General features: G+C 30.4%; 21 protein-coding genes. 19 read left to right on the plus strand and 2 right to left on the minus strand.

Annotation, left to right across the window (positions count from 1 at the left end; translation table 11 throughout):
• Nucleotides 1-2: 2 nt before the first annotated feature.
• The 18 genes from HB672_RS06970 to HB672_RS07055 are packed head-to-tail and all read left to right on the plus strand — an operon-like array spanning nt 3 to nt 19,863.
• The gene (locus HB672_RS06970; protein ID WP_167609827.1) at nt 3-842 is read left to right on the plus strand and encodes a glycosyltransferase; all 840 of its coding nucleotides are present in this window, start codon (nt 3-5) and stop codon (nt 840-842) included.
• Nucleotides 839-1,777, plus strand: a complete 939-nt coding sequence (locus HB672_RS06975) for a glycosyltransferase family 2 protein (RefSeq protein WP_167609830.1) — start codon at nt 839-841, stop codon at nt 1,775-1,777. Before HB672_RS06970 ends, HB672_RS06975 begins: the two co-directional genes overlap by 4 nt.
• 5 nt (nt 1,778-1,782) lie before the next feature.
• Entirely contained in the window at nt 1,783-2,988 is a 1,206-nt protein-coding gene (locus HB672_RS06980) for a glycosyltransferase family 4 protein (RefSeq protein WP_167609834.1), read from the plus strand.
• A 5-nt stretch (nt 2,989-2,993) separates the two neighbouring features.
• A complete protein-coding gene (locus HB672_RS06985; RefSeq protein ID WP_167609837.1) occupies nt 2,994-3,902 on the plus strand; it encodes a glycosyltransferase family 2 protein in 909 nt (302 codons plus the stop codon).
• 3 nt (nt 3,903-3,905) lie between these two features.
• Nucleotides 3,906-4,907 (plus strand): N-acetylneuraminate synthase family protein, encoded by a 1,002-nt coding sequence (locus HB672_RS06990; RefSeq protein ID WP_167609840.1) that lies wholly within the window; start codon nt 3,906-3,908, stop codon nt 4,905-4,907.
• On the plus strand, nt 4,900-6,060 hold the full coding sequence (neuC, locus tag HB672_RS06995) for a UDP-N-acetylglucosamine 2-epimerase (protein ID WP_167609843.1): 1,161 nt from the start codon (nt 4,900-4,902) through the stop codon (nt 6,058-6,060). Before HB672_RS06990 ends, neuC begins: the two co-directional genes overlap by 8 nt.
• Nucleotides 6,060-6,755 (plus strand): acylneuraminate cytidylyltransferase family protein, encoded by a 696-nt coding sequence (locus tag HB672_RS07000; RefSeq protein ID WP_167609846.1) that lies wholly within the window; start codon nt 6,060-6,062, stop codon nt 6,753-6,755. Before neuC ends, HB672_RS07000 begins: the two co-directional genes overlap by 1 nt.
• 8 nt (nt 6,756-6,763) lie before the next feature.
• Nucleotides 6,764-7,708, plus strand: coding sequence for an NAD(P)-dependent oxidoreductase (locus HB672_RS07005; protein WP_167609849.1), 945 nt, complete (start codon nt 6,764-6,766; stop codon nt 7,706-7,708).
• A complete protein-coding gene (locus tag HB672_RS07010) occupies nt 7,701-9,110 on the plus strand; it encodes a hypothetical protein (RefSeq protein WP_167609852.1) in 1,410 nt (469 codons plus the stop codon). The genes HB672_RS07005 and HB672_RS07010 overlap by 8 nt, the downstream gene beginning before the upstream one ends.
• Nucleotides 9,089-10,180: a glycosyltransferase family 4 protein gene (locus tag HB672_RS07015; RefSeq protein WP_167609855.1), complete on the plus strand. Its 1,092-nt coding sequence runs from the start codon at nt 9,089-9,091 to the stop codon at nt 10,178-10,180. Before HB672_RS07010 ends, HB672_RS07015 begins: the two co-directional genes overlap by 22 nt.
• The gene (locus HB672_RS07020; RefSeq protein ID WP_167609858.1) at nt 10,180-11,316 is read left to right on the plus strand and encodes a glycosyltransferase family 4 protein; all 1,137 of its coding nucleotides are present in this window, start codon (nt 10,180-10,182) and stop codon (nt 11,314-11,316) included. Before HB672_RS07015 ends, HB672_RS07020 begins: the two co-directional genes overlap by 1 nt.
• Nucleotides 11,316-12,863, plus strand: coding sequence for a glycosyltransferase family A protein (locus tag HB672_RS07025; RefSeq protein WP_167609861.1), 1,548 nt, complete (start codon nt 11,316-11,318; stop codon nt 12,861-12,863). Before HB672_RS07020 ends, HB672_RS07025 begins: the two co-directional genes overlap by 1 nt.
• Nucleotides 12,863-13,858, plus strand: coding sequence for a glycosyltransferase (locus HB672_RS07030; protein WP_167609864.1), 996 nt, complete (start codon nt 12,863-12,865; stop codon nt 13,856-13,858). The genes HB672_RS07025 and HB672_RS07030 overlap by 1 nt, the downstream gene beginning before the upstream one ends.
• Complete coding sequence (locus HB672_RS07035; protein ID WP_167609867.1) at nt 13,855-14,979, plus strand: glycosyltransferase family 4 protein; 1,125 nt, start codon at nt 13,855-13,857, stop codon at nt 14,977-14,979. The genes HB672_RS07030 and HB672_RS07035 overlap by 4 nt, the downstream gene beginning before the upstream one ends.
• A complete protein-coding gene (locus HB672_RS07040) occupies nt 14,976-16,067 on the plus strand; it encodes a glycosyltransferase (RefSeq protein WP_167609869.1) in 1,092 nt (363 codons plus the stop codon). Before HB672_RS07035 ends, HB672_RS07040 begins: the two co-directional genes overlap by 4 nt.
• A complete protein-coding gene (locus HB672_RS07045; protein WP_167609872.1) occupies nt 16,051-17,400 on the plus strand; it encodes an O-antigen ligase family protein in 1,350 nt (449 codons plus the stop codon). Before HB672_RS07040 ends, HB672_RS07045 begins: the two co-directional genes overlap by 17 nt.
• Before the next feature lie 9 nt (nt 17,401-17,409).
• Nucleotides 17,410-18,423, plus strand: coding sequence for a glycosyltransferase (locus HB672_RS07050; RefSeq protein ID WP_167609875.1), 1,014 nt, complete (start codon nt 17,410-17,412; stop codon nt 18,421-18,423).
• 45 nt (nt 18,424-18,468) lie between these two features.
• Nucleotides 18,469-19,863, plus strand: a complete 1,395-nt coding sequence (locus HB672_RS07055) for an exopolysaccharide biosynthesis polyprenyl glycosylphosphotransferase (protein WP_167609879.1) — start codon at nt 18,469-18,471, stop codon at nt 19,861-19,863.
• A 1-nt stretch (nt 19,864) separates the two neighbouring features.
• Here HB672_RS07055 and HB672_RS07060 read toward each other — a convergent pair whose 3' ends face one another.
• Both HB672_RS07060 and HB672_RS07065 read right to left on the minus strand, forming a co-directional pair.
• A complete protein-coding gene (locus tag HB672_RS07060) occupies nt 19,865-21,040 on the minus strand; it encodes a DUF4105 domain-containing protein (protein WP_167609882.1) in 1,176 nt (391 codons plus the stop codon).
• Between the two features lie 3 nt (nt 21,041-21,043).
• Complete coding sequence (locus tag HB672_RS07065; RefSeq protein WP_167610329.1) at nt 21,044-22,027, minus strand: PorV/PorQ family protein; 984 nt, start codon at nt 22,025-22,027, stop codon at nt 21,044-21,046.
• Nucleotides 22,028-22,243: 216 nt separating this feature from the next.
• On the opposite strand from HB672_RS07065, the gene HB672_RS07070 reads away from it, so the two are divergent.
• A complete protein-coding gene (locus HB672_RS07070) occupies nt 22,244-22,981 on the plus strand; it encodes a CDP-alcohol phosphatidyltransferase family protein (RefSeq protein ID WP_167609885.1) in 738 nt (245 codons plus the stop codon).
• Nucleotides 22,982-22,986: the final 5 nt, after the last annotated feature.

A 22,986-nucleotide genomic window follows, 5' to 3' on the forward strand; every position in this document is an offset into this window, starting at 1 on the left:
AATTGAAACATAACAATTTAATATCAATAGTTATTCCTTGTTACAATGATGCAAAATTCATTGAGCAGGCTATTGACTCTGCTATAAATCAAACACACACAAATAAAGAAATAATTGTAGTAGATGATGGTTCTAATGAAGGCACAAAAATTGTTTTAAAAAGTTTAGAACATAAAATAGACAAGCTAATTGCACAAAAGAATTTAGGGCAAAGTACAGCAAGAAATAATGGCATAAAACAAGCTAAGGGGAGTTTTATATTAGTGCTAGATAGTGATGATTATTTTGAGAATACGTTTTGTAGTAAGGCCTTGAGTTTATTCAATAACAACACAGATATAAAATTGGTTACCTGTTATACCAATTTAGTTTTTGAAAAAGCTTCTAATAATTATGTTTATAAGCCAAAAGGAGGTACAATAGAGAGTTTTTTAACTTCAAACAGTGCATTGGGATCAGCTATGTTTAAAAAGGAAGATTGGAATAGCTGTGGAGGTTATGATGAAACCATGCGAAATGGTTTTGAAGATTGGGAGTTTTACATTCGTTTGCTTAGTCATGGAGGAAGAGCAGAAGTCATTAAAGAACCTTTATACAACTACCGAAAAAGAGAAAACACAACGACATCAAAAGCTAACCAAGCTAAGTACGATTTATTTAAATATATTTTTACCAAGCATAAAGATTTAAATATTCGTTATTATGATAGTTTTATGACGCAATTAGTGTCTAAAATAGAAAAAGAGGAAAAGGAAAAGTTTAAAAATAGAGAGCGAATAGAGTTTAAAATTGGTAAATTAATTTTAAAGCCATTTAGATGGATAAAAGCAATTTTCAAATGAGTCTTACCCCAAAAGTTTCCATAATAATGGCTACTTATAATAGGGCGCAATACATTGTGGAATCTATAAAATCTATTCAGGATCAAACCCTAGAAGATTGGGAATGCCTTATTGTTGATGATGGAGGAACAGATAATACTGAAGATGTATTAAAACCACTTTTAAATAAAGATAAAAGATTCAAGTATTTAAAAAGAACGTCAAAGTATCAAAAAGGATTACCAGGAAGTAGAAACTATGGTTTAGACGAGGCAAAAGGAGACTATATTATATTTTTTGATGACGACGATATTGCACATCCACAAAATTTAGAAATCTGTGTGCATGAATTATCAACTAAGAATATTTCTTTTTGTAGATATATAAGAAAAACATTTGTTGGAGATTTTTATTATAATTTTGATTACTCAAAAGAGTATACATCCTTTTATATTGATAAGCGAGATATAAATAAGATACTAAAAAACGAACTTCAATTTAATTCGTGCGCAGTCATGTGGACTAAGGAATGTTATAGTAATCATAGATATACAGAGCATTTAAAATACGCTGAAGAGTGGGAAGTGTATGCACGTATTTTAACTTCTGTAAATAAAGGTATTTCTATAAATAAAGATCTTTATTACGGAAGAAAACATGAGGTTTCTGTAACAGGAGATTTTGGGAATAGAAAAGAAAGTAGTTTAGCGTCTTATGCTGATGCAATAGATTTAGTGATTCAAAACTTAAAGCAAAAAGACTTAATAACAGATGAAATATTGCGCTATTTTATTCAAATCTCTTTAGATTATAAAAAGTATAATTTATACGAAAGAATCATTGCTACACTTGATTTAACAGTATTAGAAAAACTTAAATGGAAGGTGTTTTATACCCAATTACCATTACGCTTATTTTTTTATAGGATTTATAAACATAAACTAAAGAAGGCCTAGAATTAATGAATTTTTTAGTAATAGCACAAGATTTAAGAGTTTCGGGCACTAGTGAAGGAGTGGTGTCTCGTTCTTTTTTAGCTAAGCTAAGAATGGCTTATCCAAGTGCCATTATTGATGTACTATATTTAAAAATTCATACTGGTGAAGACGAATTAAATTTACTTCCAGTAGATTCAATTAACTCTCATGTAATTAATTTAAAAGCACCTTTTTTTATAAAATGGTTGAACAGAATTTCAACTAGATTGTTTAATGTGTCGAGTTATGATAATTATATCCATAAATTATTTTCTAAGCCTATAACAAAAGTTGATTGTAAAGAGTATAATCATGTTTTTGTAAGAAGTTCAGGTGTTAATCATGAAACTATTTTAGCTTTAAAGGGTTTGCCAATTCTAGAGAAGGCAATCTTAAATTTTCACGACCCTTACCCTTTTTTTTGGTACCCTGGTTCGAATAGAAAATTAACTCGAGTGGAAATTTCAAGACTTAAAAAAATAAAGTCAATTGTGCAATTGTCTAAGTCATGCATTAGTCCTTCAAAATTATTATCCAATGATTTAGATTTATTATATGAGTCCAAAAACAAATTCCATGTTTTGCCGCATCAATATGATACTTCTGTTTTTAATTTAAAAGAAAAAAAAGAAAAACATAAAAGCAATAAGAGATTAAGTATTTCCTATCACGGTTCTGTGCAATTTGGTAGAAATCTTGATGTTTTGTTAGATTCCTATAATGAATTAGTTAATGAAGTAACTGAAATTAAGGCTCATACTGATGTTAGTATTAGATTAAAAACAAATGAGTTTGAAAGATTTAAAAAGAAGTATTTAAATCACGAAAACATTCATATTCTAGAAAAAGCCGATTTTTTAACATCCTCTTACGAGCAAATGTTTGAATCGGATATTATACTAATTTTAGAAAACGGACCTGAAATATCAAATATTTTGGTTGGAAAAGCTCCATTTGTGGATGCTTTAAAAAAACCAGTTTTAATTTTGGCACCAGAAGTAAGCGAGTTAAGGAGTATTGTAAAGGATGAAAAATATATCGCTACATATTCCAATAAAACTGAGATTAAGGAAAAACTTAAAAATTTGATATTGGATAGGTTAAATTCTAATGAAGAAGTATCAGTTTTTGGAAATTACTTTAGTGACGATAATTTTAAAAACCAACTTGAACGAATTCTAGAAAATTAGATGTTTTGATTTTTTCAATTTTAATTACTACATATAATCGCCTTAACGAGCTGAAGCATACATTACATGCTTTAGAGGAATTTTATTTAAGAGATGATATTGAATTTTTAATTTGTGTTGATGGTTCTACCGATGGAACTTATACTTTTTTAAAAGAACATTATCCTAAAATTTCGTTGATTAATCATGAAACATCCAAGGGACTTATTGCCAGTAGAAACGAATTGTTAAGTTTAACAAAAGCTCAATATGCAATATCATTAGATGATGATGCAAATTTCCTCTCAGATAATGTTTTAGAGAATATAGAAACAGTTTTCAAAAAATATCCAAAATGTGGACTGCAAGCATTTAGTATTTACTGGGATTTAGAAAAACCCATTAATACTCTTAAGTATGAGGAAATAGAGCGAGTTAAAGGGTTTGTAGGTTGTGGTCATGTATGGAATATGAAAGCTTGGAATTCTATACCAAATTACCCAGCTTGGTTTATTTTTTATGGAGAAGAAGATTATGCAGCATTTCAATTATTTAAAAAAGATTGGCATATATATTATAATCCAGAAGTTTTAGTACATCATCGTGTAAATATTAAGCAGCGGTCAAAACAAAAAGATTATGCAACCAGACTTCGTAGGTCGTTAAGATCAGGCTGGTATTTGTATTTTTTATTCTATCCAATAAAATTAATACCAAGAAGAATTTTATATACTTTATGGGTTCAATTAAAAACCAGAGTATTTAAAGGAGATATTAGAGCAACTTCAGCAATAATTAAAGCCCTTTTCGATGTGTTTTTGCATATACCCAAGTTAATAAAAAATAGTAATCGATTATCTTCTAAAGAGTTTCAGGAATTCAGTAAATTGCCAAGTGTAAAAATTTACTGGAAACCAAACAACTCCAATTATTAACAAATGAGTTTTATAATTGCTGAAATAGCACAAGCGCACGATGGTAGTTTAGGAACTGCACATGCATATATAGATGCATTGGCTAAAACAGGCATACATGCTATTAAATTCCAAACGCATATAGCTGATGCAGAAAGTAGTATTTATGAGCCTTTTAGAGTAAAATTTTCAAAGCAAGATGCTACACGTTTTGATTATTGGAAGCGTATGGAATTTACACTCGAACAATGGAAAGAGTTAAAACAGCATTGTGATGAAGTAGGTTTAGAATTTATGAGTTCACCTTTTAGTAATGCTGCTGTAGATTTACTTGAAGAAGTTGGAGTAAGTCGTTACAAAATAGGCTCTGGAGAAGTGACAAATTTTCTATTGTTAGAAAAGATAGCTCAAACAAAAAAACCTGTTATTCTTTCTTCAGGAATGAGCTCTTATAAAGAGTTAGATGAAGCTGTGGAATTTTTGAAGTCTAAGAATGTGAGGTATTCCATTTTACAATGCACTACCTCTTATCCTACAAAACCTGAGCAATATGGCCTTAATGTTATTAAAGAACTTAAGGAGCGTTATCAAGTTCCTGTGGGTTTTTCAGATCATTCAGCTAAAATAGAAACTTGTATCGCTGCTGCAGCTTTAGGGGCTGAAATATTTGAATTTCATGCGGTATTTAATAGAGAGCAATTTGGTCCAGATACAATAGCATCCTTAACTATCGACGAAATTAAGTTGGTTTCTAAATCTATAAAAAGCGTAGAAAAAGCGTTACAGCATCCCGTTTCAAAAAATAATAACGACTCTTTTAAAGGTTTAAAAAGCATTTTCGAAAAAACCTTAGCTGTTAATAAAAAATTAGATAAAGGACATGTATTAAGCTTTTCAGATTTAGAGGCAAAAAAGCCAGCACATAAGGGTATAGCTGCTAAATTTTTTAATGATGTAATAGGAAAATCTATTAATAAGGATATGCAACAATGGCAATTTTTAACCGAAGAGGATATCAATGAGTAAAAGAAAAATATGTGCGGTAATTACCGCAAGACCATCATATAGTAGGATTAAAACAGCTTTAAAAGCCATTCAAGCACATCCTAAATTGGAGTTGCAGCTTGTAGTTGCAGCCTCTGCCTTATTAGGGCGTTATGGTAATGCAATTAATTATATAGAAGAAGATGGTTTTAAGATTGACGAAAAAGTATTTATTGTATTAGAAGGAGAAAATAAAACATCAATGGCTAAAACCACTGGGTTAGGCGTCATGGAGCTGGCTAATACATTTTATAATTTAAAACCAGACGCAGTAATAACTATTGCTGATCGTTTTGAAACTATAGCAACATCAATTGCGGCATCCTATCAAAACATACCTTTAGTTCATATACAAGGAGGAGAAGTTACTGGGAATATTGATGAAAAAGTACGTCATGCAAACACCAAATTAGCCGATATACATTTTGTTGCTTCTGAGGATGCAAAAGCACGTGTATTAAAAATGGGAGAGGATGAAAATTTTGTGTTTAATACAGGGTGTCCTTCTATTGATATAGCCTATGAGGTTAGTAAAAATAGCAAGTTAAATTTCAATCCAATTGAAAAATATGGTGGTGTTGGTAATAAAATTGATTGGGAAAAGGAATACTTAGTAGTAATGCAACATCCAGTAACTACCGAGTATAAAGAAAGTAGAGAAAATGTTTACAAAACTCTAAAAGCGGTACATGAATTAGGAATACCAACATTTTGGTTTTGGCCAAATGTGGATTCTGGAGCCGATGGAACATCAAAAGGAATAAGATCTTATAGGGAAGAACATCAACCTAATAACATTCATTTTTTTAAAAATATGAAGCCTGAAGATTTTTTACGCTTGTTATGCAATAGTAAATGCTTAGTTGGAAACTCAAGTGTTGGAATTAGAGAATGCGCTTTTTTAGGTGTGCCAGTTGTAAATATTGGTACGAGGCAACATGGTAGACAACGTGGCAATAATGTTTTAGATGTTGCTTATGACGAGATAGCTATTAAAAAGGGTATTTTAAATAGGTTAGAAACACAAAATGAGGTTACTCAAAACAACATTTATGGAAATGGTAAGTCTGGAGAAAAAATGGCAGACATTTTGGCTAATATTGAATTAAGGTATCATAAAACCATTATGTATTAATGAATGTTTTAGGCATCATACCAGCAAGAGGTGGCTCTAAGGGAGTAAAAAATAAAAACATAAGGCTTGTTGATGGGGAACCTTTAGTAACCTATGCTATTAATACAGCAAAAGAAAGTAAACTACTAACAGATTTTATAGTAACCTCTGATGATGAAGCCATATTAAATATTGCAAAATCTAATGAATCGGCATATTATAAAAGAGATTTAAAAAACGCTCAAGATGATTCGCCAATTGAGTTGGTAATATTTGAAGTATTACAATTTTTAAAAGAAAAACAATATGATTTAATTGTGCTATTACAGCCAACAGCTCCAATAAGAACAGGAGAAGATGTTGATAATGTTATTTCAATGTTTCTAAAAGATGAAACGTTAAATAATGTGGTATCTGTTGTTGAATTAGAAGATATTCACCCAGCAAGAATGTATGAAGTTGATGATTCGTTTAACTTAAAGCCATTAAATTCAGATAAAGAAAAGGAGCAAAGACAAAAATTGAGTCCTGTTTACTTGAGAAATGGCTGCATTTATGCAACGACTACCAAAGCTTTTTTAGAAGAGAAGACCTTAATTTTAAGTAATAAAAAAGCATATGTAATGCCTCACTCAACTTGGGTTAATATTGATACTGAAAGAGATTTGATGGTTGCAGAAACTTTAGTTAAACTTTGGAAGACTAAAAAAATATAGTTGTTAAGGTGAATAAATTAAAAATACATGTCTCAGGTATAGATGAAATAACAAAAAAGGCTTCTGCTATATTAACAAAGAGGTTTGATGTCGAGTATGTTTTTTTAGATTCTCAAGATGATATTCATACAGCCTTAAACAACTGTGATGTATTTTGGTTTAGATTAAACCACAAACTAACAAGAGATGTTCTAAAAGATGTTAATTGTAAGTACATTCTTTGCGCAGTAACTGGCTTGGACCATATTGATATTGAGGCTTGCAATGACTTTGGAATTACTATCGTCAGCCTAAAAAATGAATCAGAATTTTTAAAAGAAGTTAGAGCAACTGCTGAACACACTTTTGGTCTTATGTTAGCATTAATTAGAAGAACAAAATTTTCTTTTAATCATGTTGAATCTGGATTATGGAATAGAAATTTATTTCAAGGCACAGAATTATATAAGAAAAAGATAGGTATACTAGGATTAGGTAGATTAGGAGAGATTGTTGCAAAATATGCAGATGCTTTTGGAATGGAAGTTTATTACTATGATATTGAGCCAAAACAAACAAATACTAATTTTATTTGCTGTGATTCTGCTGAGGAACTTTGCTCAAAAGTAGATATATTATCAATCCATTTGCCATATGATAGTAGCACACATTTTTTGATAAATAAAAAGCTGCTTGATAATGCTAGCAAGCCAATTTATTTAATAAATACTTCAAGAGGAGGCTTAGTTAATGAAAAGGACCTATTGGAAAAATTAACTGCAAATAAAATTGCTGGTTACGCTACCGATGTGCTATTTGGTGAACCAGATATAGCTAATAATGCGTTGGTTAACTACGCATCTAAAAATGAAAATGTAATTATTACACCACATATAGGTGGCTATACTTTTGAGTCTATTGAAAAAACCGAGTATTTTATTGCAAAAAAATTAGTTGATTTAATAAATGAGTAAACTAGGGTTAGTTATAACAGATGGAGTAGGCTTTAGAAATTATATTTTGAGTGACTTTTTAAAAGAAGCCCAAAATCAATTTGAAGAAATAATTATTTTTTCAGGCTTGCCTAAATCGTATTTTGATAATATTAATACAGATAAATGTGTTATGGAAAACCTTGAAGATTACCGCGAATCTTCCAAAACTTGGATGTATAGGAAATTAAAAGAAGTAGCACATCTTCAAAACCATAAAAAAGGCAATTTTGGTATTCTTACTAATTTGAAAAAAAACTATCCTACTTCAAAAAGTAAAAGAGCCTTTTTAATAAAACTGATTTTTGCATGGACTAACTTTTTTAACTCTGAAAAGTGGATAAACAGGTACTATAAATCTCAACAAAAAAGCTTTAAAAATAATGCAACAACGCTTCGTTACATTTCATTGTTAAAAAAGCATAAACCAGATTTTATATATTTTACACATCAACGTCCACCATACATTGCGCCTTTAATTTATGCTTCTAACGTAGTCAAAATAAAAACGGCAACTTTCATATTTAGTTGGGATAACATCCCTTCAAAAGGGAGAATGAGTGGTGATTTTGATTACTATTTTGTGTGGAGTCATTTAATGAAAGAAGAGCTGTTAAGTTTTTATGTAAAAATTAAGCCTGAACAAGTTAAAGTGGTTGGTACACCTCAATTTGAACCCTATGTTTTAGATAAGTATAAGATTGAGATAAATGATTTTATGAGCAAATTTGATTTGGATGCAGCCAAAAAAACAATTTGTTATAGTTGCGGAGATGTTTCTACAAGTAAAAATGATGCGTTATATATACAAACTATCGCAGAAGCTATATCTAAAAATGAAATTATTGAGCCTGTTAATTTGCTAGTTAGAACTTCACCTGCTGAAGATGCCACTCGTTTTTTGAGTTTAAAAGATGAGTATTCTTTTATTAAATGGAATTATCCAAAATGGATATTATCTAGAGAAAACCATCAGGAAACATGGTCGCAACGTATTCCTACAACAGAAGACATAGTCGATTTAAAAGGCTTATTAGCTTTTACTGATGTTGCTATTAATATGTGTTCTACAATGAGTTTAGATGCTATGTTTTTTGATAAACCTGTTATAAACCCAGTATTTGGAAACGAAAAAAACGGTTTGTATAATGATCAAAAATATTTAAAATACCAACATTATGCACGTGTTGTTGAGAGCAATGCGGTAGCAGTTGTGAAAACAGCAGAGGAGTTAATTAATGAAATTAATTTGTCATTAAAAAATCCAGAAGCAAGATTAGAAGCGCAAAAAGAATTGCGTAAATTACAAATTAGCTATCCATTACAGGATACAGGAAAACGAATTGCTACTAAAATAAACGAATGCATAAAGGAAACCATATAGCTGTTGTTTGTAACTATCAATTAAAAAATAACAGAATTGGTAGTATGGATAGGTTTTTTATAGCCTTTAATAAAGTATGCATAGATAAAGGGTATATAGTAGATTGGTTTTTTCCTAAATCAAAAGCAATTGAGCTGTATAGTGGTATCAATTTTTACAGCGATAGTGACTCAAATATTGAGACTCTTTTTTTGAATCATATTAACACAGCTAAGCCTAATTATAAGTACGTATTTACTCATTTTATAGAATTGTTTACACCATTTTACAAAATGGTAAAAAACCAAATGGATTGTAAAATATTTGCTGTTGATCATATGTCTAGACCAGTTGATGGCTTTTCATTAAAAAAGAAAATAAAACGAAAACTCAAGTATGTTATCTACAAAGAGTACATTGACAAAGTTATTGCTGTAAGCCAGTATATTAAAACAGAAAATGTTAGTGATTACGGTTCTAGTTTAAAAAGAAAAACAGAGGTAATTTACAATGGCATAGATGCAAAACTTTATCATAACTCTAGCAAATCTAAATCAAAAGAGTCATCAAAATTTAAATTTATTGTGGTATCGCACTTGGTTTATGAAAAAGGAATTCAGGACTTGATACTTGCAATGAGTAAAGTAGAAGAAAAAACACAAAAGAATATTACTATTGATATCTATGGCGAAGGCATTTATAAGTCTGAATTGATAGATTTAGTAACTGCTTTAAAATTAGAAGATGTTTTCAGTTTTAAGGGTAGTGTGGATAATTTATATGAATTGTATGATAAATATGATTTTATGATTCAACCTACATATATGGAAGCTTTTAGTTTATCTATTTTAGAAAGTTTATTTAGTAATGTGCCTGTTATTACAACCACTGTGGGTGGAAATGTAGAAATTATTGAAAATGGTATTAATGGATTTTTATTTGAGCCTAAAAATATTGAAGAGCTTAAAGAGATTCTTATTGGTGTTTGTAACAATAAGTTAGCATTGAAAGAGTCTAACACCTATGAAGAAACTAGAAGCAAATATACCTTAGATAAAATGGTAAATAATTATTTAAAACTTTTACAATAATGCACGTAGGTTTTTTAACACCTGAATATCCACACCCAAGTTTATCTCCATCAGGAGGTTTAGGTACAAGTATAAAAAACTTAGCTGTTAGGTTAGCTGCTTCAGGAGTTAAAGTAACCGTTTTTGTTGTATTTCAAAATCAAGATGAAACATTTGAAGACCATTCTGTAAAAATTAAAAGTATTAAACTTAAAAAGCATAGGTTTTTTGGGTGGTATAAAGAGCGCAAACGTATTCAGCACATTATTCAAAAAGAAATTAATAAGGAATCAATAGATGTTCTTGAAGCACCAGATTGGACAGGGATTTCAGCATTTATGAAGTTTTCCGTACCATTAGTTATAAGATTAAATGGAAGTGATGGGTATTTCTGTAAATTGGATAAGAGAAAACAAAAGTTTAAAAATTTTGTATTCGAAAAAACAGCATTGAAAAATGCAGATAAAATTGTTTCTGTGAGTACATTTACAGGAACGATGACAAAGAAAATTTTCGGATTAAAAAATAGCATTCAAACCATTCATAATAGTATTGATGTTGACCAATTTTCACCCAATAATTCAAAAATTAATAATGGACAAATACTGTATTTTGGAACTATTATTAGAAAAAAAGGCGTTTTAGAACTTGCTAAGGCATTTAATTTGGTTATAGAAAAAAACAGCAATGCCAATTTGTTGTTAGTAGGTAAAGACGCTATTGATGTATTTACAAAAACAACAACCATTCAATTGTTCTATGATTTATTATCACCTGAGGCTAGAGCCTCAGTAACGCATTTACAAGAAGTGCCTTATAATGAAATTAAAAACTATATCCACGAAGCTAATGTAGTGGTTTTACCAAGTTTTGCTGAAGCCTTTCCAATGACTTGGCTAGAAACTTTAGCATTGGAAAAACCATTGGTTTCTTCTAATATAGGTTGGGCAAACGAATTAATGGTAAATAATTTAACTGGATTTACAGTAGACCCAAGAAATCATGAAGAGTTTGCTTTAAAAATTATTGAGTTATTAGAGAGCCCAAAGCTATGTGAGGCATATGGTAAAGCAGGTAGATTGAGAGTTATTGAAAATTTTTCTGCTCAAAAAATAACAAATCAAAATATTGAATTTTATAAATCGGTAATTAATTAATGATTGTAATATTACATAAAGATGATAAGGTTATTAATATTCTTAATCACAGTTCAAAAGAGGAGATACAAACTGTAAATAAGAATTTAGTTAACGTTTTTTTTGACCTTGTAGAGCGGTTTAGAGACACGCTCATAGTTTGGTGTGATGATGATTTAAAAGAATTTATGAACCTAACTGAATTCAATGCTATATTTCATCATAAGTTAATAATGGCTTCCTTTAATACAAGAGAATTTTATTATATAGACAAACGAATTGGTTATGTAGAATCATCTCCTTTTATAAACGTTAATAAAAAAGTTACTTACCCAACATGGTTAATGAGCAGTTGTATTGGTGGAGTAAATTCTGATGTTTTGTCTTGTTACAATCAAAGAGATTATAAAAATGAAACATTTAATTATGTTTTAAATTCAATAGCCAAAAGAGGGATTGCAAATGGTTTGTTTTGTTATTCTGCCCCAAAGCTCTTAACTAACAACAGTATAGCTTCAAAAGTTTTTAAACTATCAAGATTTGTGCTTTTTAAGTTTATTAAAGAACACTACAAAGGAAGATGGGCTTTCTTGACCTTATTTAATTGCTTGGTCTACGAAAAACGAGCAGTAGTACTACCATTTTTAAGGTCTATTTTTACTTCAAGAAAATTTGACAAACCCAATTTTGAAGATTTAAAAATAGTTGCAAATAAAAATGTTAGTACCAGCAAAAGTAGTATCGATGTGATAATACCAACAATAGGTAGAAAAGACTATTTATACGATGTTTTAAAAGATTTAGGAAATCAAACGTTGTTGCCAAAAAATGTCATAATCATTGAGCAAAACCCAGACATGGGAAGTAAATCAGATTTGGACTATTTGCAAAATCAATCATGGCCTTTCCACATAAAACATACGTTTATTAATAAAACTGGAGCTTGTAATGCTAGAAATATGGCATTAAAGCAAATAGAATCAGATTGGGTTTTTATGGCTGATGATGATATAAGATTTAAAAAAGACATTTTGGAAACAGCCTTAAATGAGATGTTCAATTATAAGTTAAATGCTGCTACTTTAAGTTGTTTAAGAAAAGGGGATGAAAATATTGTGCGGCCTATGTTGCAATGGAATACGTTTGGTTCTGGATGTAGTATTGTTTCTAAAAATATTGCTCAACAAATAGCTTTTGATATTGCTTTTGAACATGGTTTTGGTGAAGATGGAGATTATGGAATGCAAATTAGAAATTTAGGAGAAGATATTGGGTACATCAGTAAATGTAACTTAGAGCATTTAAAAGCGCCAATAGGAGGTTTTAGGACAAAAATCACTCAGTCATGGCAGGATGATAAAATTCAACCTAAACCTTCGCCAACCATTACGTTGTTTAATTTAAAAAATCAAACAAAAGAGCAAATATTAGGCTATAAAACACTTTTGTTTATCAAGTTTTTCAGTAATCAAAAAAACAAGAATATTTTCTCGTACTTTATAAATATGAGAAAAAGATGGAAAAGAAGTGTGTATTGGGCTAATAAACTTAAAAACGCTACTAGTTAATGAACTTTTCTTTAGTGATATGTACTTATATGCGACCGCAACCTTTGTTGAGGTTGTTAAACTCTGTCCAAACGCAAACGGTATATCCAAGTGAAGTTTTAATTATCGATGGTTCAACCAATGATGAAACAAAGAAAATTTTAGATGTAAACCCTTTCAAAAGTCTTAAATATTTCAAAGTAGAAGACATCCAAAGAGGATTAACAAAACAGCGAAACTTTGGAATACAAAAAGTGTCTAATGAATCTGAAATCATCTGTTTTTTAGATGATGATACGGTTTTAGAAAATGATTATTTTGAGCAATTACTTAGCACTTATACATCATTTCCCAATGCGTTGGGAGTAGGAGGTTATATAACAAACGAAGTAGTTTGGACAAAGTCAAAAACACTAACTTCGAAAAAGAAATTCTTTTACGATGGTTTTGAACGTAGCGAACCTTTACGTTTTAGAGTAAGACTTTTTTTTGGCTTACAACCTAACACAAAACCATGTGTCTTGCCAAAATTTTCTCATGGTAGAAGCGTTAGTTTTTTACCACCTTCTGGTAAAATTTATAAAGTGGAACAATTTATGGGAGGCGTATCGTCTTTCAAAAAAGAAGTTTTCGATACAATGATTTTTTCAACCTATTTTGAAGGATATGGCTTGTATGAAGATGCTGATTTTACTTTAAGGCTTTCAAATTTAGGTGAATTATATGTCAACACCTCTGCACGATTAAGACATTATCATGATGCTTCAGGAAGACCAAATAAATTCAAATACGGAAAAATGGTGGCTAGAAATGGTTGGTATGTTTGGCGTGTTAAACACCCTAATCCTAGCTTAAAAAATAGATTGAAATGGAATTTTACATTTATACTGCTTATGAAGCTAAGGTTTATAAATGTATTTACTTCAAAAAATAAAATAGAAGCTTTAACTGAAGGCTTTGGTCGATTTTTTGGATGGTTATCGTTAATTTTTTATAAGCCTAAAATTGAAAGATGAATTTTGTAATCATTTCTCACGCTTTGCATAAAACTCATAATGGGAGTTTATATGCCTATGCGCCATATGTGCAGGAAATGAACTTATGGTTAAAGTATGTTGATAGTGTTGAGATTGTTGCGCCTTTAGCAAAAAATAAAGAGGTAACTCCTATTGATATAGCTTATCAACATGATAATATTAATATAAATACGATTCCTCAAATTAAGTTCACCTCTATTAAAACATCAATTGTATCTCTATTCAAGCTACCAACAATTTTATTTGCCATTTTTAAAGCCTGTAAAAAAGCAGACCACATACATTTGCGTTGTCCAGGAAATATTGGCTTATTAGGGTGTTTGGTTCAAATATGTTTTCCAAAAAAACTAAAAACAGCTAAGTATGCAGGTAACTGGGATCCAAATTCCAAACAACCAAAATCGTATAGATTTCAAAAATGGCTTTTAAAAAATGAATTTCTAACTAAAAACATGAAAGTCTTAGTTTATGGTAATTGGAAAGATTCTTCGAAAAATATAGTTCCCTTTTTTACAGCTTCGTATAATGAAAATGAAAAAGCGGATGTTTCTACAAAAACCTTAGATGGAAGAATTAATATTTTATTTGTTGGAACTTTGAGTCATGGAAAGCAACCGTTGCTGACAGTAAAAGGGGTTAATGAGTTAATTAAGTTAGGTTATAATGTGCATTTAGATATTTATGGTGAAGGACAGCAACGCAGCATAATTGAGGAATATATTTCTAAAAACAATCTATCAAAACATGTTACTTTACACGGTAACAAAGACAAGTCGACTCTTAAAAATGCGTATCGAAAAGCTCACTTTTTAGTATTTATGTCAAAATCTGAAGGTTGGCCAAAAGCCATAGCTGAAGCCATGTTTTGGAAATGTTTACCTATTAGTACTGAGGTTTCCTGTGTACCTCAAATGTTAGGTTTTGGAGAACGAGGTAGTATTATTAAACCGAATCAAGAAAGCATAATAAATGAGTTTAAAGTCTATTTTAATGATAAAGAGCTATATCAAGATAAAGTGGAGAAAGCGTATCTTTGGTCTAGAGTTTATACTTTAGATAAATTTGAAGCCGAAATCCCCAAACTTTTAAGCAACCCATGAGAGTACTGCAATTAATAGATTCTTTAGACGCTGGAGGCGCTGAGCGAGTAGCTGTTAATATTGCCAATGCATTATCTTTAAATGAAGGTTCTAATTCATGCTTATGTGCCACTAGAAAAGAAGGCTTGCTGAAAAGTAGTTTAGATAAAAATGTTGCCTATCTGTTTCTGAGCAAAAAATCAACTTTTGATATTTCAGCTATAAAAAGGCTAAATAAGTTTGTGAAAAATAAAAAGATCGATATTATTCATGCACATTCAACATCATTTTTTTTAGCAACTTTAGTTAGATTTTTGCATCCAAAGGTTAAAATTGTTTGGCATGATCATTATGGTAATAGTGAGTTTTTAGAAAAACGAAAATCTAAAACACTTCAATTTTGCTCTAAATACTTTTCATATAGTATTTGTGTCAATAATACTTTAAAAGATTGGTCAATAACACACTTAAAATCTGCTAATGTTGCTTATTTGCCAAATTTTGCGGTTAAAGATGATTATAAACCGTTAACCTTTTTAAAAGGAGTAGATGGAAAACGCTTTTTGCATTTAGCAAATTTGAGACCTCAAAAAGATCATATTACATTGTTAAAAGCATTTAAGGAAGTAGTTAATGAGTGTCCTGAATGTACATTGCATTGTGTTGGGAAGAATTTTGATGATGACTATTCCAAATTAATTATCAAAAATATTAATGAGCTTGGATTGACTGATAAAGTTTTTCTTTATGGAAGTAAAAAAGATATATCAAATATTTTAAATCAAAGTGATATTTGTGTATTATCTTCAAAATCTGAAGGGTTGCCTATAGCTTTATTAGAATATGGTCTTGCTGGAAAACCTGTAGTAACTACAAATGTTGGAAATTGCAATCAAGTGATAGAAAACGGAGTTAATGGTGTAATTGTAGATAAAGAAGTTCCTGAATTATTAGCAGTGGGCTTATTACATGTTTTAAAGAATGAAGATAAAGCAAGGATTTATGGGCAACAGTTACAAGAAAAGGTAAAAAAACTTTATTCCCAAGAAACATATTTAACTAAATTAAAGGCGATTTATAATACGGTTATAGATGCAGAGTTTAAGTAAAAAAAATAGTGAACTGATTTTTATCCTTTTGCATATAGCATTAGGTTTAGTCATTTATTATATACCATTTAGCTCAAAACTGGTTAGTCTTTTAGTTGTGTTCTTATCTATTTTTCTTGTTTTACTATCAAAAAATAAAGTACTGGCTGTACTAATTGCTTGTGCCTATGTAGCGACAAGTGATGTGTTTTTTAGAATGACTGGTGGCTTATTTTTTTACGAATTGCATAAATATTTGTTGATTGTTTTAGTTTTTATTGGATTCATTTTTGATCAAGTAAGAGTCAAAGGGCAAGTATATTTAATGTATGTCGCTTTATTATTACTCACTATTGTTTTTACGGCCTATGACTATACCGATGAGGTTAGAAAAATGATAGCATTTAATTTAGCTGGTCCAGTCTCTTTGGGTTTTGTGGCATTTTATTTTTACAAGAAGAAAATAACAATGCAGCAATTAAGTAAAGTGCTGTTTTTTGCACTATTACCAATAATTTCATTAGTAGTGTATTTGTTTTTATATACACCTAGTATTAAGGATTCTGTTACAGGTACAGCATCAAACTTTGCGACATCGGGAGGGTTTGGACCAAATCAAGTGGCTACTATTTTAGGAGTAGGTATGTTTATTTTATTTTCAAGATTGTTGTTTAACAAGTTTAGAGGCATTCAATCTATTTTAGAGCTATTACTTTTTGGATATATTAGTTTTAGAGGCTTAGTAACATTTTCTAGAGGTGGAATAATCACAGCTATTGTTGCAATAATATTTCTAATAGCTTTAACGTATTTAAGAGGACATAGAAAGTTCCGAAGTAAAGTATTGATGGTTATATTTTGGTCTATTATTTTAGGAGTATCAGTTTGGTTCTATGCATCTAATAGAACGTCTGGGCTAATTGAAAATAGGTATGCTAACCAAAATGCTGTTGGAGTTGAAAAGCAAGATGTTTCAACTGGTAGAAAAGATTTGTTTTTAACAGAGGTTGAAGCATTTGTTGAGAGCCCAATTATTGGTATTGGTGTTGGGAAAAATAAAGGATATCGTTTTGACAAAACAGGAAAGGTTGCTGCTTCGCATAACGAAATAAGTCGTTTGTTAGCAGAACACGGTTCTCTTGGGATTATAGCGCTAAGTATATTATTATTGGTGCCACTTTTGCTTAGAATTGAAAATAACAGAAATATCTACTTCTACTCATTTTTCATTATGTGGTTACTAACAATAAATCATTCAGCTATGAGAATTGCTTTCCCATCGTTTATTTATGGTTTATGTTTGTTAGATGTTACTTTTCCAAAGAAAACCAGTTTAAAAAAGCAAGTAGCTTAAAATTTATTTATGATACTTTATCTTGGAAATAACTTAAAGTCAAAAAATACTAACTTGACAACTTTAGCACAATTAAGTAGCCTGCTAAAAAGTGAAGGATATTCTATAAAGACTGCCTCTTCATTACGCAATCAGTTTCTAAGATTATTATCTATGCTCTGGGCTATTATCAAGTATAGCAGTAGAATTAATTATGTATTGATAGACACATATAGCACTAAAAACTTCTACTATGCGCTAGCAACAAGTCAGTTATGTAGGTTTTTAAAACTAAAATACATTCCTATTCTTCATGGTGGTGATTTGCCATCTAGATTAGATAAATCTGCAAAGTTTAGTACATTGATTTTTTCTAATTCGTACAAAAATGTAGCGGTTTCAAATTATTTAAAATATGAGTTTGATACAAGAGGGTTTGAGTCTATTTTTATTCCAAATGTTTTAGAATTAGAAAAGTATAACTTCTTTAAAAGGGGATTTTCCAATCCAAAGCTGTTATATGTACGAGCGTTTGCTAATATTTATAACCCAGAAATGGCTGTTAAAGTGCTAAATGAAATTAAAAAGGAATATCCTGAAGCCATGTTATGTATGGTTGGACCAGAAAAAGACAGCTCTTTTAAAAATTGTAAAGCTTTAGCAAAAAAGCTTGAATTGGAAAATAGTATTGAATTTACAGGAATGTTATCTAAAAATGAATGGCATAAAAAATCAGAACAGTATAATATTTTTATTAATACAACAAATATCGATAACGCACCTGTGAGTGTTATGGAGGCTATGGCTTTAGGATTACCTATCGTATCAACTAATGTTGGAGGTATGCCGTTTTTAATTGAAAACAATAAAACAGGAATTCTTGTAAAGAAAAACGATATAAACGCTATGGTAAACGCCATATCTTCTATTTGTAAGAATGAAAGAATTACTAATCAATTAGTAATTAATGCTAGGAAGCTGGTAGAAAGTCATGACTGGAACAAAGTTAAATTTCTGTGGTGCAATATATTACATAGTAAGTAGCACAAAGTTGTTTTACTTAGTATCTTTAACACATTAAATAATACAATGTCAAACAAGAAAGGAATCCATTTTGAAATTTCTGAACGCAAAATACTTTTGCGTGTTTTTGATATACTAAGTGCGTTATTGGCACTTGAATTAGTAGGTTACTATTTTCAGTTTGATTATTTTTTAGTTACTAAAGAACAATGGATTTGGTCACTCGTTTTAGCGTTTTATTTAACTGCTTTTGGGACTGTTTTTGAGTTATACGATTTAAAGCAATCCAGTAAACTTGATACAACATTCAAAAACATTGTAATTACAGTGTCTGTTACTGTACTTTTCTACTTATTCACACCTATTGTAACGCCAGTTTTACCAAATCACAGGTTAGAAATTGTATATTTCTTTTTATCTATAATAGCTGCCATTTTTGCTTGGAGATATGCCTATGTTACATTTATTGCATCCCCAAGATTTTATAAAAAAGTAATTGTATTAGGGGAGGTTTCAAATATTGAAAACCTTGTAAATGCCTTTAGTACTTCAGATCCTAATTATAAGATTGTTGGATATATAAATAGTAATGTGTCAAGCAATGAAAATGTAAAATTTAAAGGTCTAAAAGAGTTTAGTGCAGGTAACCTACAAAAAACTATTAGAGAAGAAGGTATATCTGAAATTGTGATTGCTATAAATGATTCCGAAACAATTACACCATACCTATATAATGAATTAACACATCTTATTGAAAAAGGATTCACTATTAGAGAATATACGCAAGTCTTTGAAGAAATAACAAAGCGTGTGCCTGTGCAATTTGTAGGTAAAGATTTCTACAAATACTTTCCGTTTAGTAGAAGTAATCAAAACAAATTATACATGTTTTACCATCGTTTGATGGATTTAATTTGCTCTATCTTAGGTATTATTATCGGAATAATTCTATTGCCCTTTGTGTTGATGGGTAATTTATTTGGCAACAAAGGCAAATTGTTTTACGCACAAACACGTATTGGAAAAAATGGTAAACCATTTAAAATTTACAAGTTTAGAACCATGGTTCAGGATGCCGAAAAAGATGGTATGAAATGGGCAGATAAAAATGATGCAAGAGTTACAATATTTGGTCGTTTTTTAAGACGTTCACGTCTTGACGAAATCCCACAATTTATTAATGTTTTTAAGGGCGATATGAGTATCATTGGTCCACGACCAGAACGACCATTTTTTGTAAAAGAATTGTCTAAAGTTATTCCGTTTTATGAAACAAGACATACTATTAAACCTGGATTATCAGGTTGGGCACAAGTAAATAGCCGTTATGGTGCTTCTATTGAAGATAGTTTGGTGAAATTACAATACGATTTATATTATATTAAACACCGAAGCTTCTTTTTAGACATAAATATTATTGTGAAAACCTTAAGCACTATGGTATATTATAGAGGGCAATAGTTTAGTCGTTTTGGCTGTAGAACTTCACCAAATACACATATCTTATCAACAAAGCTAGAAATAGCGGAATTAACCCAATAGCAAATACTTGTACACCAATTATCCAATGTAGCGTTAAAAGGCATAACATGATTATTAAAAACTTTAAATACTTTATAAACCATTTTTTAGGTAAGGGTTGAAGTAGTTGTTTTATAATAAATATGTTAATTGGAAAAGCCCACAGCAAATTGTAATTGTTGGCAGTAGCTGTATGGTCTGTAGCAAACCATAGTAATAATAAACACACACCTATTAAGCCAGTAATCGAGAACAAACCAATATCTAGCCATTTGCTACGTCGATTGCTTTTATAATCCCGATAGGTAAACCATAAAATTAGTAGTCCTAATAACCCAAATATCATTAGTGGGCTCAAGAGAAATATATTTGAAATAGATTTCTCTCTCTTTTTATAAAGCGAACGAGATTGTTTTATAAGCAATTTATTAGAGTTGGTAAAGGCTGCTTTTTCAAAAAAAACATGAATATACTTTGGCAAGAACATGTGTTCTTCTGCTGTTGCCTTTTTATCTATTACTGAGCCTAAGGCTATATCTATACCTAAACTTCCCCAAGAATTTCTATTTACATGCTCGTGAATAAGAGCTCTAAACGTTTTAGGATTAAAGTCATCAGGTTGTTTAAACGTTAGTTTTTCGTTTAAAGACACCTTTAAAACATCCTTCATCTTTGTTGCACAATTGTCATAAAAGAAATCATAGAGATAGTATTTGTTTTCAGGTTTTGCATTATTCAGTAGAAAATCAAAAATCTGTTGTTTTTGTGTTCTTGTTAAGTCTAAAATTTGTTCGTCGATAGATCTGTTCTGTGCGATATAAGATTGAAAAAAATCATCATAGCTATTATGAGAAAGCTTATAATTAAGCTTTCCTTGAGCAAATTTCAAGTAGAAATTAGGTGTGTCAAAATCAAAAGTCCCATAGTTAAACACCACGTCTAACATTCGTTCTCTATCACGAACTCTAAATCCATTATGCCCAAATGCATCCATTAATAAAGTACCAGGACCAATAGTAAGTACACTTATTTCTGCTTGATCGGAAAGTTTAAGTTGTTGTGCGTTTGTGAAAAACGAGAAAGCAAAGAGTAATGGTAAGAGTAGTTTTAATTTCATAGATTATCTAAAAATACTAAAATCTAATTTTACTGAAAATACATTGGAGTATAATGCAGCACTTTGGTCACCAATATCTGTAAAAGCATAATCAATTTGGATACCTCTATACTTAAAACCAACACCAAAATTTGGCTGAAAACTTAATCGTTCGGTGTTATCTATTTGTAATTCATTTTGAAAGTTGCCAAGTCCAGCACGTAAAAACACCATATCTGTATAGCCAAATTCAAATCCTAAGGCTGGATTAATACTCGCAAACGATGTTGAGATGATGTCATTATTTTGTGCAAATCGAATGTTTAAATCAAGTTCAGTTCTAAGTGTGTAATCATAATTAAATTCAAATAGTTTAGACATACCAATTTGCATTTTAGGCAAGGTGATTTCAGTGCCTTCTGGTGCTTCTTGGTTTTCTCCTGGAATGGCGTTTTGAATATCTGCTAATTTTTCTTCGTTAATTGCCCATGCATTAAAAGTGGTGGTAATATCTCTTAACATCACACCAAATTGCCAATCATTACGCTCAAATTGTATACCTAAATCCAAACCAAATCCCCAAGAAGAAGCAAAATCGCCAATTACTCGGCGTATCACTTTAGCATTAATACCATAATTCAAACCTTCAACTGGTAATTTTCGAGCATAAGAAAATGTGAATCCATAATCAGCAGCCGAAAACAAATTTATATTATCGTAATTCACATTGCCTTGTTCGTCAATAAGTTGGGTGGTATCCAAAATATCATCTACACCAAAACGAATAATAGAAATACCTACAGCACTTCTATCATCCAATGGTTTTGCAAAAGCTATATAATTATAATTTGCAATATTGGCAAAGTAACTAGAGTGCATCAACGCTATTTGGTTGTCTTCTAAATGCACTAAACCAGCTGGATTCCAATAACCAGAATTAACATCGTTAGTAGTTGCTACCACAGCATTACTCATACCAAGGGCTGCAGCATCCACACCAATATTCATAAACTCGTTAGAATATTTTCTTGTAGTTTGTGCAGAAACTAAGGTAATACATAAAATAAGTAGCGAAGCTAAATACGTTTTCAAAAGGCAATTTCTTTTATGCAAAGATGCATAATATTTTCCAACCTTTTAAACTCAATTTTGTAATAGATATTGTACTTTTTTAGAGTTGAACCCAAATAGTTTATTATTTTTACTTCACTAAATATTTTAAGTTTGATTAGACATATTCCTAATTTTGTAACACTTTTAAATCTTTTCTGCGGAAGTATTGCTGTCATTTTTGCCGTAAATGGCTCTTTGGTCATAGCATCATTTTTTGCTTTTCTCGGTATTTTCTTTGATTTTTTTGATGGACTCCTAGCAAGAAAGCTCAATGCGCAAAGTGATTTGGGTTTACAATTAGATTCTTTGGCAGATATGGTCACAAGCGGATTAGTACCAGGGATTGTGATGTTTCAATTGTTTAATTTACAAGGTACAGATTGGTTTAGCTTTGGGGTAAATGAAGCAGTTGGATTTAATGGTTCTTTGGAGGAACAAACATATTTACCTTTAATGGGGTTACTAATAACACTAGCATCTGCCTATCGTTTGGCAAAGTTTAATATAGACGATAACCAAACCGATAGCTTTATAGGTTTGCCAACACCAGCAAACACATTACTCATTCTATCTTTTCCGTTAATTATGGAATTTCAGAATAACGATATCATGAATTCCATAATCATAAATAAATGGTTTTTAATTGCTATTACACTCGTAAGTTGCTATTTATTAAATGCTAATATTAAACTGTTAGCTTTAAAATTTAAGACTTGGAATTTTCAAGATAATGCTGCTAGATATTTACTCATTGTGTTAGCAGCTGTTTTGTTAATTGTTTTTCAGTTTGCTGCTATACCACTAATTATTTTAGCTTATATTATTATTTCTGTTTTAAATAAAAAATAACCTTA

Source organism: Gaetbulibacter sp. S0825, assembly GCF_011777505.1.
In the GTDB taxonomy this organism is placed as follows: domain Bacteria; phylum Bacteroidota; class Bacteroidia; order Flavobacteriales; family Flavobacteriaceae; genus Pontimicrobium.